The 19484-nt window shown below is 43.5% G+C and carries 13 protein-coding genes; 7 read left to right on the plus strand and 6 right to left on the minus strand.

The window, feature by feature from the left end; translation table 11 throughout:
* Nucleotides 1-196: 196 nt before the first annotated feature.
* From HWQ39_RS28460 to HWQ39_RS28470, 3 genes are all read right to left on the minus strand, one after another.
* Entirely contained in the window at nucleotides 197-571 is a 375-nt protein-coding gene (locus HWQ39_RS28460; RefSeq protein ID WP_292852891.1) for a response regulator, read from the minus strand.
* A 168-nt stretch (nucleotides 572-739) separates the two neighbouring features.
* Entirely contained in the window at nucleotides 740-2278 is a 1539-nt protein-coding gene (locus HWQ39_RS28465; protein ID WP_292852894.1) for an ATP-binding protein, read from the minus strand.
* 396 nt (nucleotides 2279-2674) lie between these two features.
* Nucleotides 2675-3622: an AraC family transcriptional regulator gene (locus HWQ39_RS28470; RefSeq protein ID WP_292852897.1), complete on the minus strand. Its 948-nt coding sequence runs from the start codon at nucleotides 3620-3622 to the stop codon at nucleotides 2675-2677.
* A 196-nt stretch (nucleotides 3623-3818) separates the two neighbouring features.
* Here HWQ39_RS28470 and HWQ39_RS28475 point away from each other — a divergent pair, with 196 nt between their 5' ends.
* Nucleotides 3819-4961, plus strand: a complete 1143-nt coding sequence (locus tag HWQ39_RS28475) for an aldo/keto reductase (RefSeq protein WP_292852899.1) — start codon at nucleotides 3819-3821, stop codon at nucleotides 4959-4961.
* A 283-nt stretch (nucleotides 4962-5244) separates the two neighbouring features.
* Nucleotides 5245-5835: an NAD(P)H-dependent oxidoreductase gene (locus HWQ39_RS28480; RefSeq protein ID WP_292852902.1), complete on the plus strand. Its 591-nt coding sequence runs from the start codon at nucleotides 5245-5247 to the stop codon at nucleotides 5833-5835.
* 543 nt (nucleotides 5836-6378) lie between these two features.
* Here HWQ39_RS28480 and HWQ39_RS28485 read toward each other — a convergent pair.
* From HWQ39_RS28485 to HWQ39_RS28495, 3 genes are all read right to left on the minus strand, one after another.
* Nucleotides 6379-7170 (minus strand): SDR family oxidoreductase, encoded by a 792-nt coding sequence (locus HWQ39_RS28485; protein ID WP_292852905.1) that lies wholly within the window; start codon nucleotides 7168-7170, stop codon nucleotides 6379-6381.
* A gap of 139 nt (nucleotides 7171-7309) precedes the next feature.
* Complete coding sequence (locus tag HWQ39_RS28490; RefSeq protein WP_292852908.1) at nucleotides 7310-8785, minus strand: alpha/beta hydrolase; 1476 nt, start codon at nucleotides 8783-8785, stop codon at nucleotides 7310-7312.
* A gap of 558 nt (nucleotides 8786-9343) precedes the next feature.
* Nucleotides 9344-11353, minus strand: a complete 2010-nt coding sequence (locus HWQ39_RS28495; protein WP_292852911.1) for a hypothetical protein — start codon at nucleotides 11351-11353, stop codon at nucleotides 9344-9346.
* Between the two features lie 665 nt (nucleotides 11354-12018).
* On the opposite strand from HWQ39_RS28495, the gene HWQ39_RS28500 reads away from it, so the two are divergent.
* The 5 genes from HWQ39_RS28500 to HWQ39_RS28520 all read left to right on the plus strand — a co-directional run bounded on the left by HWQ39_RS28500 (nucleotide 12019) and on the right by HWQ39_RS28520 (nucleotide 19309).
* Entirely contained in the window at nucleotides 12019-13413 is a 1395-nt protein-coding gene (locus HWQ39_RS28500; protein WP_292852914.1) for an NADH:flavin oxidoreductase, read from the plus strand.
* 66 nt (nucleotides 13414-13479) lie between these two features.
* Nucleotides 13480-14961, plus strand: a complete 1482-nt coding sequence (locus tag HWQ39_RS28505) for a cytochrome c (protein WP_292852917.1) — start codon at nucleotides 13480-13482, stop codon at nucleotides 14959-14961.
* A 31-nt stretch (nucleotides 14962-14992) separates the two neighbouring features.
* Complete coding sequence (locus tag HWQ39_RS28510; RefSeq protein ID WP_292852920.1) at nucleotides 14993-16429, plus strand: cytochrome c; 1437 nt, start codon at nucleotides 14993-14995, stop codon at nucleotides 16427-16429.
* A 7-nt stretch (nucleotides 16430-16436) separates the two neighbouring features.
* Nucleotides 16437-17717: a hypothetical protein gene (locus HWQ39_RS28515; protein WP_292852923.1), complete on the plus strand. Its 1281-nt coding sequence runs from the start codon at nucleotides 16437-16439 to the stop codon at nucleotides 17715-17717.
* 5 nt (nucleotides 17718-17722) lie between these two features.
* Nucleotides 17723-19309 (plus strand): GMC family oxidoreductase, encoded by a 1587-nt coding sequence (locus tag HWQ39_RS28520; protein ID WP_292852925.1) that lies wholly within the window; start codon nucleotides 17723-17725, stop codon nucleotides 19307-19309.
* Nucleotides 19310-19484 lie beyond the last annotated feature (175 nt).

Raw genomic sequence — 19484 nt, forward strand, 5'->3', positions numbered from 1 at the left:
GGCAACGCGAAAAAGTGAGATCATCGTGAAAAGAGCTTTCTTAGGCAGGGGGAGTGAGTAGAAAATTTTTGTAATTTTTACTACTGCGATAGCCTGAAATACACTTATTTATTTGTCTCCCCCTGCCTCCCATGCTCCCCCTGCTCACAAAATCGCGTTGCTCCCAGTCCCCAGTCCCCAATCCCCCTATTTTGAATCAGCCCCAGCCCAATGCTTCACTGATTTGCGCTGCTAGCTTCAAGGGACGGAAAGGTTTAGCAAAGACAGCAGCTACATCTAAACCATGAAAGCTTTCTTGATCGGACTCTTGGACTTTGGCAGTTAGTAAAATTACTGGAATTGACTTAGTGACGGGGTTAGCCTTCAGTTGTTGCAAGGTGGCCCGCCCATCCATATCAGGCATCATCATATCTAGTAAAATGACATCAAGTTTAGAGTTGGCAGCTATATTCAACGCTTCCCGACCAGAACAAGCAGTCAACACATTCCAACCAGCACCCATTTCTAATCCCAATTTTGCGATCGCCTGCACATCTTCTTCATCATCAACAATCAAGATATTTCTGCTCATATTTTCACTCTTGCATGATATGTGATGCTGATTAGCTTGATTAGTCTTCAGCTATTCTAGAATGCAATCGGGCAGAAGTAGAGGAGAATTAAGCAATTCAAAATTTAAAATTCAGAAACCTTGCTGTGGAAATCCTGTGATAATTGAGATTGTGTAAATTCAAAGCTGCTATTGAGAAACTGGTAAAGGTAACAGCACATAAAAGGTACTACCTTTGCCTAAAATACTTTGAACCCAGATTTTACCATCATGTTGCTGTACAATATCTCGGCAAATAGCAAGTCCTAAACCTGTTCCTCCTTTGTTGCGGGAGTCCGATGCATCTACCTGCTGAAAGCGCTCGAAGATTATTTGCAATTTATCTTCAGGAATTCCTCGCCCTTCATCTTGGATAGTAATTAACAGAAAGTTGGGTGATGAAGGCTGATTTTCTTCAGACTCAACGCCTTTGGATTCTGAGAGAGTGGCACTTATCCACACAGTATCACCTGGTTTAGAAAACTTAATCGCGTTGCTCAGTAAATTGGTGAGAGTTTGCAAGAGGCGATCGGGGTCTGCCCAAAGTTCGACGGCTACAGGATTTACAATCAGTCTGACTTGTAATTTATCTGCCATTGCTTGCATTGCTTCCGTTGCCATAATTAGCAAGTCTGCGGCATTGTACTTTGTCTTCCGCGTGAAGATTTTGCCTGATTTCATCCGCTCTAAATCGAGAATATCGTTCACTAAACGAATTAGGCGTTCAGTATTAGTGGTAGCAATACTCAGGACTTTTTGTCCCTGTTCCGTCAAAGTTCCTAGTTGTCCTGAACCCAATAAATCTAATGCTCCCATTGTGGAAGTTAAAGGTGTACGCAATTCATGACTGACTAAAGAAATAAATTCGTTTTCTAAGCGTTTGCGTTCGGTGATATCATTGGCAATTAATAAAGCACACGGCACACCAGCTAAGTCAATCAATTCCAGAGATATCAGTATGGTTTTGAGTTCTCCAGACTTAGTAGAAAATTCAAATTCTAGATTGTACAGCGATCCAGTTTCCGGCAAAAGTTGAATTGTTTGGGCAATTGCAACTGTGTTTTTACCTAAATCAAGTTCAGCAGCAGTATCACCAATCACTTCTTCTAGACAGTAGCCGCTCATCTTCAAGAAACTGGGATTGACATCAATAAAACGAGCTTCTGCAACAGTAGCGATCGCGATTGGATTGGGACTAGAGCGAAAAACTTTAGCAAATTTCTCTTCTGCTTTGGCGCGATCTTGAATTTCCTGCTGCAACCGCTCATTTTGGGCTTGGAGTTGTTTTTGTAGCTTCCAAATCGTCAAGTGAGTTTCAATTCGTGCTAAGACTTCTTCTAGTTGAAAAGGCTTAGTGATATAGTCAACCCCGCCAACTGCAAAGGCTTTTACCTTATCTAGCACATCACCCAACGCGCTGATAAAAATTACCGGAATTTCACGGGTGCGATCGTTTGCCTTCAAGTGTTCGCAGACTTCATAGCCATTCATCTCAGGCATATTCACATCCAGCAAAATCAAATCGGGAGGAACTGCATTTGCTCCCCGTAACCCCGTAGAACCTTTAGTTACACTCCTAACTTTATATCCCTGTTCTGTCAGCATGGCAGATAGGAGGTTCAGATTTTCTGGCGTGTCATCAATCACCAGTATGTCTGCTTTCGGAAAGTTGAGTGACTCTTGAGGCATGGCAATATCAACTTTAAGCAAAATAGGCTACTAATTCACTCTAAAGTATTGAGCAGGTTGTTCAAACTGACTTTTCCCGTTAAATCGTCAAACAACGAAATAGCAAGAGTTTCACACTCTATTTTATTATCAACAAATTAGTTTTAATGACAATGAACTACGAAAAAATAGAACCTTTGGGTAGAGCTATAGTAAGCGTAGGCGCAGCCCGTCGTAGACATCGCTCCTTTAAGGAGATCAAGGGAAAAGTTAGGTTCTTTAACAGGCAGCCGACAGCTGCCATTACCCCCCTACACAATAATGATCATTACCATATAAGTGAATATTTAATTTTCTCAAAGCCTTATTTGATTAGGATTTTGCTCAATTACACTCTGCAAAAAGGCTCGTCAATATTTAGATGCGTTTGCCCTGAACATCTGTGCTGACCTCAACCGCTTCGCAAAGACGTTCCACATCACGCATCGGCGTGACACCAAAGAGGCGTTTGTACTCGCGATTGAACTGCGAAGCGTCATCATATCCGACACGATAACCCGCCGTCGCCGCGTCCAACGCTTCCCCAATCATCAGGCGCTGCGCTTCTTGGAGCCGCAACTGCTTCTGAAACTGTAAGGGACTCATGGCAGTGACTTCCTTGAAGTGGTGGTGAAAGCCGGAAACACTCATGCCGATCCCGCGTGCTATCTCCTCAACATAAAGCGGCTGATTGAACTCCCGGCAAATCTTCTCAACGGCCTGAGCAATCCGATGGGTGTGTCCGCCCAATATCGTCATCTGGCGGAGCCGATGGCCTTGTTCTCCGACGAGGAGCCGATAGACGATCTCCCGCGTGATGAGGGGTAAGAGAACTCGTGCTTCGCCCTGAGAATCAAGCAGCCTGACCAGTCTCACAGTTGCGTCCAGCAGGGTGGAATCGAGTGAGCTAACTTCGATGGCCTTCACAGCCTTCTGATTTTGCGGCGGGAGTTGGCCGATTTCCACCATGACAGCGCCGACCACAGCGGCATCGAGACACAGTTGCAGCCCCAGATACGGCTGCTCCTCGGACGCTTCGAGAACCCAGCTCACGATGGGAAGTTCCGCTGTGGCGAGAAGGTAGTTGTGAGGGTCGTACTGATAAGGATTCCCGCCAAGATAAACCTCTTTGCGACCCTGAGCAATCACGCAGAAGGTGGGGTTTGACACTCCGTACACCTTCTGTCTCATTTTGGAGGAACGGGCCAGACGAAGACCCTGAAGAGGTTGGATTACCCCATCTGCGGGAATGGCTCGCGCCATCCGCTCTGCCAGTTCCGCTCGCTGGTGCTGCTCCTGTTGTGTTTGTAACTCTTTCTGGTTCATAGAGTTCATCTTATCTGTTGGACGCGACGCTACACAATTAATTTCTAAAAGTTTGGAGAATTTACCTATCGTTTTCCAGAATCTTCATATCGCCATCCGTTTCATGAATCATAGAATATTTGTTGTAAGCAGAAGTTAGTCTCGACGGTTCAACGCACCGAGCAATTCAACCGCAAGGGAATGCAAGGAGATATTTATGAACAAGAACAAACGGGAAACCGGATCGAATCTTAGGGATCGCCGAGTACTCGGTCGTCGTGACCTTTTGGCTACTACTGCCCTTTTCGGGGCAGGATTCGCGCCATTGACGCGAGCCGTATCAGCGCAACAGCCGCGCGTTGGAGGAGAAAATAAAATGAAAGTACGAAAACTCGGACAGTTGGAAGTCTCGGAATTAGGCTTCGGCTGTATGAGCATTAGTGCCAACTACGGCCCCGCCGCAGACCGAAATCAGGGCATTAAAGTCATTCGCACAGCCTATGAAAAAGGCGTCAGGTTCTTCGATACAGCCGAAGTTTATGGCCCCTTTACGAACGAAGAACTGGTTGGAGAAGCGATCGCGCCTTTCCGCGACAAGGTAGCGATCGCAACCAAATTCGGTTTTGACGTTGCAAATGGTTCAGGTGGTCTGAATAGTCGACCGGAGCACATCAAAAAAGTGGTTGAAGCCTCGCTCAAGCGGCTCCAAACCGACCGCATTGATCTTTATTACCAGCACCGAGTCGATCCCAAAGTGCCCATCGAAGATGTGGCTGGTGTGATTAAAGAACTCATTCAAGCGGGAAAAGTTCTGCATTTCGGTCTCTCTGAGGCGAGCGCACAAACAATCCGTCGGGCACACGCGGTTCAGCCGGTCGCAGCCATCCAAAGCGAGTACTCGTTCATGGAAAGAAGTCCCGAAAAAAACGGCGTGCTGAAAGCCTGTGAGGAGTTGGGAATTGGCTTCGTTCTGTGGGGGCCGGTTGGCATGGGCTATTTGACCGGGCAAATCGACGCTCTCAAAAAGTTCGACCCGAAAGCCGACCTTCGATTCGCAATGGAGCGCTTCTCGCCAGAAAACTTGGCGGACAATGCTCCGATTGTGGACGTACTCCGAACCTTTGCGGATAAAAAATACGCGACACCGGCGCAAATTGCCTTGGCTTGGCTCCTCGCGCAGAAACCCTTTATTGTTTCTATTCCAGGCACACGCAACCTCAATCACTTGGAAGAGAATATGGGAGCCATCAATGTTGATCTGACACCTGCGGATATTCGTGAACTCGAAGCAGCTTTCGCCAAAATCAAAGTGCATGGTGGCCGACTGAATGAAATGCATAGGCAGATCATTGAGCTGTGACCAGTCGTTGTGCAGCAAAATGGTGATGCAAGGGCCCTTGATTCAATCGCTTACGCCCTTGCAGTTCAACTTGACCACCCGCGACAGAACAAAGCGCTGCACCCGACCGCCTACAGTCCGCTCGTTTCTCGCTCCCTTTCGGCGGCGGGTGAGCTTAATCGTTGTGCAGCAGCGCGCAGCTTGGCTGTGTGCGGGAGAATCGTGCAAGATGAGACGAGCGACTTAACAGGAGAAACGATGCAGTTCAACTTGCTTTAGACTAAACTTTCCTTTAGCATCCACCATGAAAACACTCATCATCAACGCTTCTCAGCCTGTTGCCGGAATGTCCGAAGGAAAACTCAATGACTTCCTGGCTAAAGTCATTAGAGAAGAGTTAGAACAGAACGGACATGAAGTCCGATTAACAGAGATTAAAAACGGCTACGACATTGACGAAGAAGTTGAAAAGCATCTTTGGGCTGATGTCATCATCACTCAGTCACCGGTCTACTGGTTCGGAAATCCTTGGATTTATAAAAAGTACGTAGACGAAGTTTTCAATGCTGGACTTCTTCAGCAAAAGATGCTAATAAATGACGGTCGGACACGCAGCGACCCCACAAAACAGTACGGGACAGGCGGCCTAATGCAAGGCAAAAAATATATGCTCTCTCTGACTTGGAACGCCCCTGCTGAAGCCTTCAACGACGAGAGGCAGTTCCTGTTTGCGGGCAAATCGGTGGACGATTTTTTCATGTTCAACACCGCAAATTACAAGTTCTGTGGCGTAGAAATCCTTCCTTCTTTCTCTTGTCATGACGTACTGAAGCAAGGTGGCATTGAGCATGACATCGAGCGTCTTAAGGCGCATTTGGCTAAATACGTTCTGTGATTGTCGGTGAGCAGCCAACCCAATTGCTTCCAAAGCAAGTGACAACCGTAACACTCCAACTGCTGCCCAACAACCCGCTTGCACCCGACCGGATCAAGGCTGTTGGCAAGTTCGAGAGGTTATTAGCGTCGGGTGAAGCGGAACGTTAAACCGCAATCACATACAGCAGTCTAGACGTGATATTGAATTGTTTTTTGCTGGCTAGCTTAACAACTCAACTCGATGATCTTTGCGATCGCTTTAGCACCCGATTTCAATTACTGTACCGTATTTGCTGTGCTGTTTCTTAAATCCTTTTCCAGCTAGCTTTTCGAGACTTAACGGGAAAAGTCAGGTTGTTCAAATCCCTCAATACTTTCAGGACTAACCCTTTTAAGGTGACTCGTAAAATCTCTGTTTTTCTCTGTTGCGCCAGTTGCTTCTCAATACTGCTCGGATAAGCAGGGGAAGCAAAACTCAACGCCAGCCTCCATTTCTCCCCCTGCTCAAGAACAGCTTGCCTCAACAAAGAAATTCCAAAACCTACGCAGTATGGGAGTTACCCTATTTGCTTTCCTGCATGTTTCTAACTAGTTTAGTTACTAGCTTTCTGGGAGTGAATCTTACAGATTCAGCGAGTAGCTTATTTTTAATTCCAGGAACAACAACAGTTTTGTTTTCAAATAGACCACGATAGCCGATTTCGGCTACCGCTTCCGCAGTCATAATTTTTTGACCGCTTACCAACTTTGAGTCTTCCATTGCGGCTCTCTGTTGAAAACCGGATTCGGTAGGCCCTGGACAAAGTGCTGTTACAGAAACGCCTGTACCTTCTAATTCATTAGCGATCGCTTCTGAGAACGATAAGACATAGGCTTTACTAGCATAGTATACTGCCATCAGCGGCCCTGGCTGAAAAGCAGCAGTCGAAGCCACGTTTAATATTTTTCCAGACCCCCGCTGAACCATACCCTTGAGGAATAACTTGGTTAAATGTGTCAGACATAAGACATTCACCTGTAGCAATTGCAGTTCAGAATTCAGGTCAATTTCGTGAAATAATCCGTAGGTAGCAAAGCCAGCATTATTTATCAGCACATCAACTCTAATTGATGCTTGTTCTAGCTCAGTGAAAATTTCTTCTGAGGCTGATGGATTAGATAAATCCTTGGAAATAACTTTGACATCAATGCCAAATTTGTTTTTAAATTCATCAGCGATTTTATTCAGCTTGTCCACGCTTCTAGCTACCAACACAAGATTATAACTATCCTGAGCAAATAACTTTGCGAATTCATAACCGATGCCGCCAGATGCACCCGTAATTAGAGCCGTTTGTTTGCGATTACCTTGCATAATTTTTCCTTTGTTAACTGCTTCAAAAAAAATGAATCATTAGTAACTTAACGTTCTTTAATCACCCTGGCTATAGGAAAGTCTAAAATTCTTATCCAGGTAGATTTTTGCTCACTAGGCTTCTTTTGAAGAATGACATTTATTTCCATTGGGAAATCTCTAAGCGAACTGCCGCATTTGTTCCTAAGACTTTTTGCCCACGTTCAGGTAAAGAAACATAAGCAACATATACATCTGAACTGGATTCTGAATTGGGAGTTAAGTCTGTTTCTGGCTCTTTTTGATCGGAATTCCAACTATAGGTAGCTTTGTAAGTGTTATCTGATGCGGCAACATCAGTGATTAAATAGTCAGACCACAGTGGTACTTGGTCGAGATGACTGTCACGCAACCAATTTGTCTCTTGTTTTGTAAAAGAATGCAGTGCTAAACGCAGAGCATATCTACAGGTATTATCATCACTGGCTGAGTTTCTGGGGATTAAGAAAGCTGTAAATAGGGGAATAGGTTTATCTATTCTGAGTAACTCTTGTGTGATTGGGCAATAATGAGCGATCGCTTGCTCATATATAGGAATAGGAAGACCACGCAAAGCAATCCTAGTTTCCAGTTGATAAAAATTATTTTCCTCGTCTTTTAACTCAATATTACTCAGAGATAGTTTCACCTGAATATCACCAAATAAAAATCGTTGTAGATTTTGATAACCTTCTTCTGAGTTGAGTATGCCATAACGCCCACCATGAGAACGGTGAACATAAGCACGATGAGATCCTGTGATATGGGCTTTATCAATCTGAACTAGACCATCACTTTTCACCCCTACAGCCTTTCGTGAAATACCAAAAAGTTCTTCATAATCATGTGCATTAGTACCAATTAGAGAAAAAACGCGGTTTGGCGGGAATGCATCTTCTAGGCTTTGTAGTTTTTCTAGCTCAAAGTCATTGGGTAACTCATCCGTTAACTTGTTGGCTTTAGGTGTTAAATACTGGTACATTCGCTGGGGCCCAAAGTCATCAGAATTATTTAATTTAAACTTGTCTCTAAGGTTTTCGATTAAGCCACTTCCAATCTCAAAAAAAATGCCCCCATGAGGTGTAGCGTAGGTAAAGAATTTATCAATGTGATCGATAGATTGCTCACCTTGATCTGGATAAATCTTTTGAATCAAGCTACGACAAACAAGACCTCCCATTGAGTGAGCAACAAGATAAATTTTGTCAGCACCCGTCCTTTTCTTAACATCATCAATCAGTTTTCTTAAACCCTCAGCTATCTGCTCCATCTCCTGTCTGACTACACTTGAAGAGTTAAAACTAGGTGTAGTTACATCATAAAATCGGTAGACCCAAATAGTTTTATTAAGTTGTCCAGACAATCTTTTAATCTGATTGCTCACATTTTGATTGTCAACAATCGGTTGATAACCATGATCGGTCATTAGCCGCAGTAATGGACTCTCGAAAAAAAACTTCTGGGGATTTTCGTTCTCATCTACTCGAATATGGGTTGAACCATTATTGAATCCATAAAATGGATCGTCAACTACTTGCTCAACATCTTTTTGTGTACCTGCATATCCACGAACGAAGATGATTGGTAAATACTGCATATATATCCTCGCTATGTAATAAGTATTTTTTCTCGTTCCCAGTTTTAATCTGGGAACAAGTGCAAAGCATCCAGATAAGTTGTCTTAGAGGATGTTTGAAAAGTCCTCTTCTTGGTAGCAAAACATTCTAGATCCCCCTAAATCCACGCCAGTTGCTCATGGGGGAAACCCCCAGACGCTCGTACCTCGCTAACGCTGCGCTATCGCCCTTGGCGTCTCCCCTTGGGAGAAGACCGCACTGGTTCCCCTTAAAAAGGGGGACTTTGACTCCGGTTCCCCCTTTTTTAAGGGGGGTTAGGAGGGATCTAAAAGTGTCTAAAGTCACAGCGAAATACTTTTCAAACAACCTCTTAGGGACTGACAACAAATAAATTATCCAATCTTGTAGGGTGGGCAACATGAGCGCCTGTAGCCCAAGGCGAGCCAAACGCCCACCGCACAAGAAATAATTGAGTATTTTTTTATTTGTCAGTCCCTTAGTACACCATTTCATTAATTCGTAGTGAATTCTCTGCGTTCCTCTGCGTTGAAAAAACTACGACTTTACACAAAGCTGTACTAGAACGTTTTCACGAACTCAATTAGGGCTTTCTTGTCTTCATCTGGGAGATCGGAACCAAAATAATGACCCTCATCTTCCACGAAGTCAGGAGATTTGTTGGCTCTTAAAAGCACACGTGCCAACTTATTCTTGATTCCTCCACCTGGTTTCAAGTCTTGGAAAAGGCTGCTGAGATTGAGAGATGTAATTGCCTCTCTGATATTAATGCTTGCCAGCAAATTCACAGGTGTACCTTTAGGAATAGGAATTCTAAATCTCGGATTCGGATCTCCTGGGGGAAGCTCTAATTTCGTATCTTTAGATGTCCTGCTGATAATTCCCTCACGCTTTTCAGGCCAAAGTAGCTTTTCAATCGCATCCGTATAGGCTTCTACACGTCCTTTCACCGAAGGATCTTCGTTGTAAAGTCCTAGTGTGTTGTTGTGAAGAAGTGGTGCTGTTGCCCAAATACTTACTAGCGAAGGTGTACGGTAATATCCCAAACCGCCGTCTGGTATTTTAAATTCGATGGGTTTTTTCTCATCGAAGGGGTTGTATAGCGTCAAAGTACCTGGTGATGGCAGTTCTTTGTAAGTCTTGGATGAGAACTGATCCCAAATATGCCCCTTAGTGGCATTTGTTCCTAGCGATCGCGCCGCATTGGTACCAATTAGGGTAACTGGATAACGCTGGTCATCAGATAAGAAGTTGTGGTCTAAGAAATTACTACTAAGTACAGACTCTTCATACCATTTCTGAGCCTGTTCGGGGTCAGATGCGATCGCATCTGGTGGCTTTTTGCTGGAATGGCAACTAGCACAAGTGCTAGCAAAAACCAGTTTGCCACGCTTGAGAACTTCCTCGTCTTTAGTTAAGAAGTCTTCACCATCAGGTGCATCTTTCAGGTGCATCGGCTTGATGGTTTTCAAGAATGCTTCGGCATCAGCCATCCGTGCTTCTGTCTGTCTCCAGCCTTCGCAGTCTTTCCGCGCCTTGGCGATGTCAAAAGGTTTTTGGGGAGTTCTACCTAATAAAGGCTCATGGAGACTTGTCCAGTAATCGCCACACATCCCAATGTTGACGTAAACCCGTAGTGAGGCAGTTGCCACTCCTGTGGAGTCTGCACCATCCTTGAGAATATGATTCACATCCTTGGTTGAACCATCGTTCATTACCTCTGGATATTTGGGGCGATCGCTTAAATTAAAAATGGCATTGATCGCATTCGGATTGTTGATATGATCCGTAGCAATCCGCGAAGTATCAGAAGTCCCAGGTTTTTGAGAGTCAAGTACTTGCTTGATAAAACTATTTTCCCCAACGCTGGTTCCAAAGAATTTGTTTTCCTTGATGTACTGATTACCCAATGCTGGTACGAGGTTTTCCCATTTTGGATGTTCCTTGTCTTTGGGTGGGTTAAGGGGATCTAACGCCACGTGACAGATAGCACAAGACTGTCCAATTAAGTAGGGAGGTTCGACTTGTGAGGTTTTGAAATACTCATCAGCGTTCCATTTTGCTTGGTCGAAGTTGGGATTGGGGAACTTACGCAACCCAATCACGCCAGTTGAGAGCGGGTCTTTACATTTATCTAGCCGCAACCCGTATTCATCTTTTTCTATAGATTTTTCACATCCAGGATCGTTAATTGCGCCATATAACTCAAATCGCTTGTCATGCTCTTTTGAGTCAATCAGCTTTAGCAAATCGGCACCGCCATGTGTCCGTTTCGCTAAATCACGATAGTACTTGTCATTACCGCCAGTCCATAAGTACCAGGTGCAACGACCCCGTTTTTCGGCATCTGTCAAATTCTCCTTTGTGTACTCTGGGAGATAACCGATACCCTCACAGTTATCAGGGTATTCGCTTACATCAGTGTCAGAGTACTTGTTACTTATGGGCGCAGGTGTTTCACTATACTCATCAGCGAAAGCTGTAGGCGTTCCATAAAAGCCGCAGACTATAAACATAGTCACGAACAGGAGGAGCAGACAGCCCTTAAAAAATAGACTTGTCTTTTTCATAAAACTCTCTGGTTGTAACCCCTAAACCTTCTCCACTGCACCTCACGTTTGCAGAGGCACATTAATACTTCATCGCTAATTTCCCATTTTCCAGATTTAGTCTTGGGATATTTTGATGATTTAAAATGTACCTTACTGAGGTTCGCTATATATGAACTTACTACACAAGTTTGCAAAACGTCATTAATAAACTTTTATACATTTCTAAACAAAAAATTTAAAAAATTGTAAATTTACAGTGGTTTGAATAACCAATTTGCTATGGTTATAGGCGTTACTTACGTACTTGGTAATGTTTGTAACAAATTGTCAAGTGCTTTTTTTAATGTTGCCTTAACCTTATAAGAGAAATAAAAAGACGAAAATTTTCACTTTTTTTAAGAATTGCTCTGTAAATACCGTAGGTTTACAAATTGCAAAAGTCTTTATATAACTGTAAAAACCAGGCTAAATACCCATGCTGAAATTTGGTAAGTAAATCTAAGTAACAAAAAATTAATACTTAGCGTTCCCATCCGAAAACCTCCACTGTAGATTTGTAGACATAAAGAAATGACCTCCCAGAGATACTGAAAATAGCAGTTCTCTGGTGAGACTGTTGGTGCTACAAAAAATTCACCAAGCCAAATATTATTGCCGAAACAACACAAAAGACAGAGGAATAAATGGAAAACGATATTATCTTTGAACCGTTGAGATTCCGCAATCTCACAGTAAAAAATCGGATATTTCGCTCTAGTATTTCAGGAAGATGGGATAACTACGATGGTTCAGGTACTCAAGCCCGAATCAACTGGGAAGAAAAGTTTGCTCGTGGTGGCGTTGGGGCAATTATTACTTCCTTTGTTCCAGTCGCCATCCGGGGCAGAATTATGCCTAATTACGCCACAATTCACTCTGATGAAACCGTTCCTTTTTGGCGAAAAGTAGGAGAAAAAGTCCATGAATATGACTGTAAATTTATCTTGCAATTAAGTCATTCTGGGCGACAGCAGGATATTGGCGGTGTAGAAAACTTAGGAAAAAAAGCATTAAGTTCCACTAGCCAAACCGAGCCATTCCACGGCTTTTTGTGTCAATCGATGACACTAGCAGAAATCAAAGAAACAATCCAATACTTTGCCGATGGTGCTAGACGTGTCCGGGAAGCAGGTTTGGATGGAATAGAATTGCACAGTGCAAATGGATATCTTTTTAACCAATTTCTCAGTTCTGGAATTAACGACCGTCAAGATGAATATGGTGGTTCATTAGAGAATCGAGCGCGGTTTTTGCTAGATGTCATTAGAGCAATTCGCAAAGAAGTAGGCAACGACTTTCACCTGCAATTCAAAATTAGTGCTATTGATTATAACAACGCCGTCACCTTTTGGGAAAAACCAGGTAATACCATAGAAGAATCTATTCAAGTTTGTAAATGGGCAGAAGAAGCTGGGGCTGATGGCGTTCATGTATCAACTGGTAGCTTGTTTCCTCACCCGCTCAATCCCATTGGTGATTTTAATTTCGATGTCATTAGTAAAACTTATGACACCATGTTGTCGAGTGGGGTAGAGACTACACGCAACTATATTATATTTCGCAATTCATTTTTGCATCCCGTTTTCAATCTTTTATGGAATCGGGTCAAAAAGCAATTGCCTCCGCAAGCATTTAGTGGTGATGATGTAAAAGACCCTAAAATTAAGCAACTACTGGCAGAGAACCAAGGCAGAAACTTACTAGATGCCAGAGAAATTAAAAAGCACGTTAATATTCCCGTACTATGTACTGGTGGTTTGCAACAGGCTTCTTATATTCGTCAGGCAATTAATGATAAGTATTGTGATGGTGTCACAATGGCTCGTACCCTAATTGCTAATAATGACTTAGTTAAATCTTTTCAAGCAGGTAAAGACCTAGCAGATAAACCCTGTACCTATTGTAATAAATGCCTGCTGAATGTAACTGAAAATCCTTTAGGTTGTTACGAACAGGATCGCTTCAATAGTTACGAAGAGATGATGAAAGAAGTAATGTCAGTCTTTCATCCAACTCAGTTTGCCAATTCATCTAAATAAAAAAGCGATGGGTATCAAATTGACGATTTCGCTTACAAATAATCTCGACAATATGGGGAGTGTTTCATGACTGAACAAACAAACCCTACCCTACTCCCGACCTCAATTAAGGGAATCTTCCGGCGAATTTGGGTTGTAATTGTCGGTGTTGTCGCAGTAGCAGTATTTTTCCTTTGGCCTGTTTTTTCTAACTCCCCAGTGGATTATGCTGGCATTGAAGACCACTTTAAATATGGTTCAATTGGTAGCGAACCTATCAATGGTATTCCTTACTGGATTTGGAAAGTTTTACCAGAATTATTCCCAGATAAATTACCTGGAAATAAATTACCTGGAAAAGATTATACTTCTCTGGGATTTATCAAAGAACCTGATAAAGATTTGCCTGTAGGTTTTTCGCAACGGAGAGTATTTATTGATCGAGTTGGATTGAATTGTGCTGTATGTCATACAGGAACACTGCGAAATACCCCTAATAGCGAACATCAAGTGATTACAGCCATGCCTGCTAATGTGCTGAATTTGCAGGGATATATCAAGTTTTTATCAGCAGTTGGCGTGGATGAGCGCTTTACTGCCAACCGGATGTTACCAGAAATTGAAAAAATCAGTGGTGGTCTGAATCCCATTGAAAAATTACTTTATCGCTTCATTGCAATTCCCCAAACTAGAGATGCACTAATTAATCAGGCATATCGACTGAAGTTTGTGGAAACACAACCAGATTGGGGGCCAGGAAGAGTAGATACTTTTAATCCTTATAAAGCAATTCAATTCCATTTCCCAATGGATAAATTGCGTCAGGATGAACTAATTGGTACTTCTGATTTCCCCTCAATTTGGAATCAAAGACCCCGCAAGGGACTAGAGTTGCATTGGGATGGTAACAATAGCTCTGTTGATGAACGTAATAAAAGTGCAGCTTTAGGCACTGGAGTTACACCCACAACGATAGATTTGCCTCGAATTGATCGAATTGCCGATTGGCTTTTGGAACTACCACCACCAAAATATCCCTACGAAGTTAACGAAACTTTAGCGGCTACAGGAAAACCACTTTTTGAAAGTAATTGCGCTAGCTGTCACGTTTTTGGTGGGGCTTATACAGGCAAAGTTGTTCCAATTCAAGAAATTGGAACAGACCGGCATCGCCTAGATTCATTCACTTATGAAACCATTTCTAACCAAAATACTCTGTATGCAGGGTATCCGTGGCGCTTTAAGCATTTCCGTAAGACTAATGGCTATGCAAATATGCCCCTTGATGGTGTTTGGTTACGCGGCCCTTATTTGCACAATGGTTCAGTTCCTACCCTCCGGGATTTACTAGAAAAACCAGAGAACAGACCACAAGAATTCTATCGCGGCTACGACGTTATCGATAGAGCCAAAGTTGGCTTTGTCTCTGATGTCGCTGAAGAAAATGGTAAAAAATACTTCAAGTTCGATACAAAACTTGATGGTAACAGTAATAGCGGTCACTTGTACGGCGTTGATCTTTCCCCAGAAGAGAAAGATGCAGTTGTTGAGTACATGAAGAAACTTTGAAGGACACTTTAGCAAGGAGAAACCTAAGTTTATGGCAATACTTAAGTCAAAATTAGGGAAGATAATCACCTCAATTGCTGTAGTTATTGTCCTTCTTTTTGGGGTTGTGGGTTACGCGGGATGGTACAGTCTTTTCCGCGAAGCTCCTAGCGAAGTTTATGAGTTACCAGAGGATCATTTTAAATATGGTTCTATTGGTACAGAACAGGCGCAAGGTGTACCGTATTGGATTTGGTTAGTATTGCCGCGGATCTTTCCCGATAAGCTACCAGGCCCAGGTGGTTATACTTCTTTAGGAATTACATGGGAAGAAGGTAAAGAGCTACCAGTCGGTTTTGCAAAAAAAACCATTGGGTTTCCAAGAGTTGGGATAACTTGCGCTGTTTGTCATCATGCTACTTATCGAGAAAACCTCAAAGATAAGCCAACAATTATTGCAGCTGGCCCGGCGAATAGATTTGATTCTCAAGGCTATGTTCGGTTTCTTGGTAACGCTGCTAGTGACCCTAGATTTGAACCTGACTATATTCTTGATGAAATTAAATATAGCCATGAGTTTTCTTGGTGGGAAAATCTACTTTATCGCTTTGTAATTATTCCCCAAACTAAGAAAGGATTGCTGCAACAAAAAGTAGACTTTGCTTGGACTGATTCTCGTCCCAATTGGGGGCCGGGTAGGATTGACCCCTTTAACCCTGTGAAGTTCACTACCTTAAAGTTGCCTAAAGATGACACCATTGGTAACTCAGATATGATGCCTTTGTGGAATCAAAAGCAACACCAAAACTTTGCTCTGCATTGGGATGGTTTAGAAACTTCGTTGCGAGAAACGGTGCAAACTGGGGCTATTGGTGACGGTGCAACTAAAGAGTCTCTACCAGTAGAGGATCTCCAAAGGGTACAAGATTATATTTCAGAATTACCGCCTCCCAAATATCCGTTTGCAGTTGATAAGCAATTAGCTACACAAGGAAAAGAAATTTTCAGCAGTACTTGTGCATCTTGCCATGCATTTGGTGGCGAAAGGACTGGTAAGGTTATTCCTGTTGCAGAAGTGGGAACTGACCGCCACCGTCTAGATATGTGGACGCAGCAAGGAGCAGATACTTACAACAAATTTGGTGATGGTTATCCTTGGGACTTCAATGAGTTGCGGAAGACTGATGGTTATGTATCTGTCTCCCTGGATGGTCTTTGGTTAAGAGCGCCTTATCTCCATAACGGTTCAGTGCCATCTCTACAAGATTTGTTAGAAAAACCAGAGAATCGTCCCCAATCTTTTTACCGAGGATTTGATGTCTACGACCAGAAGAAAGTTGGCTTTATTTCCGAAGGAGAAGAAGCAGAACGTGTAGGTTTTAAATACGACATTAGCGTTCCTGCTAATAGTAACCAAGGACATCTCTATGGCACTGATTTACCTGCCAAAGAGAAACAAGCATTAATTGAATATCTCAAAACTTTGTAACTAAGCTATGAACAAATATGCTGTTTGGTTTCGCCGCATCGTCTGGCTAGGGGTTATCCAAGATTGGGCGATTGGCTTACCGGCGATTTTTGCACCGAATTGGTTGCTGGAATTACTTCACCAAAGACCTAGCCAAGACCCAGTATGGACTTCTTTTGCTGGTTTGCTAGTGGTTCTGCTGTCGCTGTTCTACATTCCTGGAGCAAATGACCCCTACCGCTACACTCCCAACGCTGTATTAGCGACCCTTTCCCGTCCGCCTGGAGTTCTGTTCTTTTTCTTTCTTTACCCTAATATTTATCCTGCTTTCGGGATTATTGACTCAGTTTTGTGCTTATTCCAAATCCCATTGTTGATACTAACTATGCTCAACAACCCTCAAGCTTCTACCCCGGACAACGATGTTTTCGAGTATGACGGGTCTACCTACAAAGAAGTCAAAGAAGTTGGTTTTAGTGAACCCTATGGTGAACCTCTGCCTTACCAACAAGGTGTAGGATTGACAACCTTTGTCCAGTTGTTTAATGACGCAGCGCGGAATTTATTCGACAGACGTGATATCCGCCCCCATTACGATAAGCTAATCCACGCTAATGGTGTTTGCTATTCAGGTCTTTGGAAAATCACTGAGGATTCACCTTACACAGGTTATTTTACCAAGGGTTCAGAAGGTTTAGTATTTGCTCGTCTTTCCGTTGCTGGTGCTGGAATTAAACGGGGCGATCGCAGGGCCTTAGGTTTAGCTGGTAAAGTTTATCCTACCCTCAATCCTCACGAAAAGGTAAAACCGGGTAATTTCGTGACTGTCGATTATCTCACAGGCATCAAGACGAAGCATATCACTGATACTGAGTTAACCAATTTTCCTGACGTTGGCCCAGATATTGGCGCTAAACTTGTTAACCGCGTAATTTTCCGACTGGTAGATAAAAGACCAGGGTTTCGCCAAGTCTTTCCGATTTCTACCCTTGGTGTCGAACCAGGAAGCAAGGTTGTTACCCCAGACCTGTTTATGCTCAGAGTGGCAGAAGGCACACCTAAAATTGATGCAGAAGACTTTCGGGATGAATTGCGACTAGAAAAGTATCCTAACAATACCTTGGTCTACACCATCAACGTCAAAAACTTCGATGAAAAAGAGTGGACGCAGTTGGGTGTAATTGAATTGAATGACTATGCCATCTGCGAAGGTTGCGATAAACGGATACACTTTTGGATTCCCCGCGATATCCCTGTACCAAAAAGAGATAGCCTTGCCCGCCCTTCAGACCCCGTTGTAATTAAGTAAATTATATGAGCCAGCAATTTGATGTCATCGTAATCGGTAGCGGCTTTGGTGGGTCAGTAGTTACCTGCCGTTTGGCTGAATCGGGAGCGCGGGTTTTGGTGTTGGAACGCGGTCGGCGTTGGACGAAAGACCAATACCCACGTCAAGCCAAAGATGCCTGGATTTATGAACACACCCAGCCGCAAAAACATAATGGCTGGCTCGATTTACGTTTCTTTAAGGGGATGGTTGTTGCTCAGGGGGCGGGAGTTGGTGGCGGTTCTCTGTGCTATTCCAGCGTGGTTTTAGAAGCAAATCCAACGCGATTTGAGCAGGGTTGGCCACCGGAAATTACTTACAGTGAATTGCAACCTTATTACGATCGCGTGCGGAAAATGATGGGTGTCCATCCCATACCTCCAGGGCAGCATACCCAACGGGCAAAATTAATGGAACAAGCGGCGCAAAAAGTGGGGTATGGCGATCGCTATCAAAGTATGCCCTTAGCAATCTCCTTCGATCCAGACTGGAATTACCAACTGGAAGACCCCTTGAATGAAAAGCACTCCCGGCAATTTGTCAATGCCCAAGGACAAAAGCAAGGCACTTGTATTCATTTGGGTAATTGTGATTTGGGGTGTGATGTCCACGCCAAGAATACCCTCGATTTGAACTATATCCCGGCTGGAGAAAACAAAGGTGCAGAGGTGCGATCGCTCCACTTGGTACGCTATATTCAACCAGAAGAAGGTAGTTATCGCGTTATTTTTGACCGCATCGAAAATGGGCAACTAATTCGTGGGGAAGAGAGGGGCAAAATAGTTGTCATCGCCGCAGGTTCCCTTGGTTCTAGTGAGTTGCTATTAAATAGCCGCGATAAGTACCGTACTTTACCTAAAGTTAGTCAGCAACTCGGTAAAAATTGGAGCGCTAACGCTAACGTTCTTACCCCTGATTTCTACGGTAAAGATGTTGAGGTTAGGCAGTCCATTGGCCCAACGATTACCGCAGGTATGGACTTTACTGATGGTAGCTTTCAGGGAGAGAGTTTTATTATTGAAGATGATGGCTTTCCCAATATGTTGCTGAATGCCATTAGCAGCAAACTGAATTCTGGTAATTTCAGTTTATTTGCTTTAGCTTTACGCAACCATTTGCAGCGTGGTTTAGATGAAAAGAATCCCTTAAGCAACGTTATGGTTTGGCTAGGTGCGGGTGTTGATGCTGCTGATGGGCAACTTTCTCTCGGTCGTAACTGGCTCAAACCTTGGGAAACAGACTTAAAACTTGACTGGAATATCCAGCGCTCAAAGTCTGCAATTGATGCCATCCTGAATCTGCAAAAGCAACTTTCCCAAGCCAACGGCGGTAAGCTTTATATTCCCTTTTACTGGTCAGTTCTCCGTAGTTTGTTAACAGTGCATCCCCTTGGAGGATGCAAGATGGGGACAACTGCTGAAGATGGTGTGGTCGATCATAAAGGAGAAGTTTTCGGCTACAAAAATCTTTATGTCGCGGATGGGGCAATTTTACCTCAAGCTGTTGGACGCAACCCTTCCATGACTATTGCTGCTTTAGCAGAACGGGTGTCTCACTTGATGGTGAGCAACTGATACACTGGGGCGATCGCTCTACGTCATTCACAACTAGATAAGTGCGTAGGCGTAGCCCGCCCTTAGACATCGCCATTTACACTTCTTTTCTAGAGGGATGTCTACAATGGGCTACGTCAAAGCATTGACAACACTATTATTCAAGGCTTTGAGGCGAGATAATATAACTATAAAC

It is taken from the genome of Nostoc sp. NMS8 (assembly GCF_017115045.1).
In the GTDB taxonomy this organism is placed as follows: Bacteria; Cyanobacteriota; Cyanobacteriia; order Cyanobacteriales; family Nostocaceae; genus Nostoc.

Coding starts and splice junctions, on each gene's coding strand:
- HWQ39_RS28460 (WP_292852891.1), bottom strand. CDS start 571: ATGAGCAGAAATATCTTGATTGTTGATGATGAAGAAGATGTGCAGGCG.
- HWQ39_RS28520 (WP_292852925.1), top strand. CDS start 17,723: ATGAGCCAGCAATTTGATGTCATCGTAATCGGTAGCGGCTTTGGTGGG.
- HWQ39_RS28510 (WP_292852920.1), top strand. CDS start 14,993: ATGGCAATACTTAAGTCAAAATTAGGGAAGATAATCACCTCAATTGCT.
- HWQ39_RS28480 (WP_292852902.1), top strand. CDS start 5,245: ATGAAAACACTCATCATCAACGCTTCTCAGCCTGTTGCCGGAATGTCC.
- HWQ39_RS28465 (WP_292852894.1), bottom strand. CDS start 2,278: ATGCCTCAAGAGTCACTCAACTTTCCGAAAGCAGACATACTGGTGATT.
- HWQ39_RS28515 (WP_292852923.1), top strand. CDS start 16,437: ATGAACAAATATGCTGTTTGGTTTCGCCGCATCGTCTGGCTAGGGGTT.
- HWQ39_RS28505 (WP_292852917.1), top strand. CDS start 13,480: ATGACTGAACAAACAAACCCTACCCTACTCCCGACCTCAATTAAGGGA.
- HWQ39_RS28475 (WP_292852899.1), top strand. CDS start 3,819: ATGAACAAGAACAAACGGGAAACCGGATCGAATCTTAGGGATCGCCGA.
- HWQ39_RS28485 (WP_292852905.1), bottom strand. CDS start 7,170: ATGCAAGGTAATCGCAAACAAACGGCTCTAATTACGGGTGCATCTGGC.
- HWQ39_RS28470 (WP_292852897.1), bottom strand. CDS start 3,622: ATGAACCAGAAAGAGTTACAAACACAACAGGAGCAGCACCAGCGAGCG.
- HWQ39_RS28490 (WP_292852908.1), bottom strand. CDS start 8,785: ATGCAGTATTTACCAATCATCTTCGTTCGTGGATATGCAGGTACACAA.
- HWQ39_RS28495 (WP_292852911.1), bottom strand. CDS start 11,353: ATGAAAAAGACAAGTCTATTTTTTAAGGGCTGTCTGCTCCTCCTGTTC.
- HWQ39_RS28500 (WP_292852914.1), top strand. CDS start 12,019: ATGGAAAACGATATTATCTTTGAACCGTTGAGATTCCGCAATCTCACA.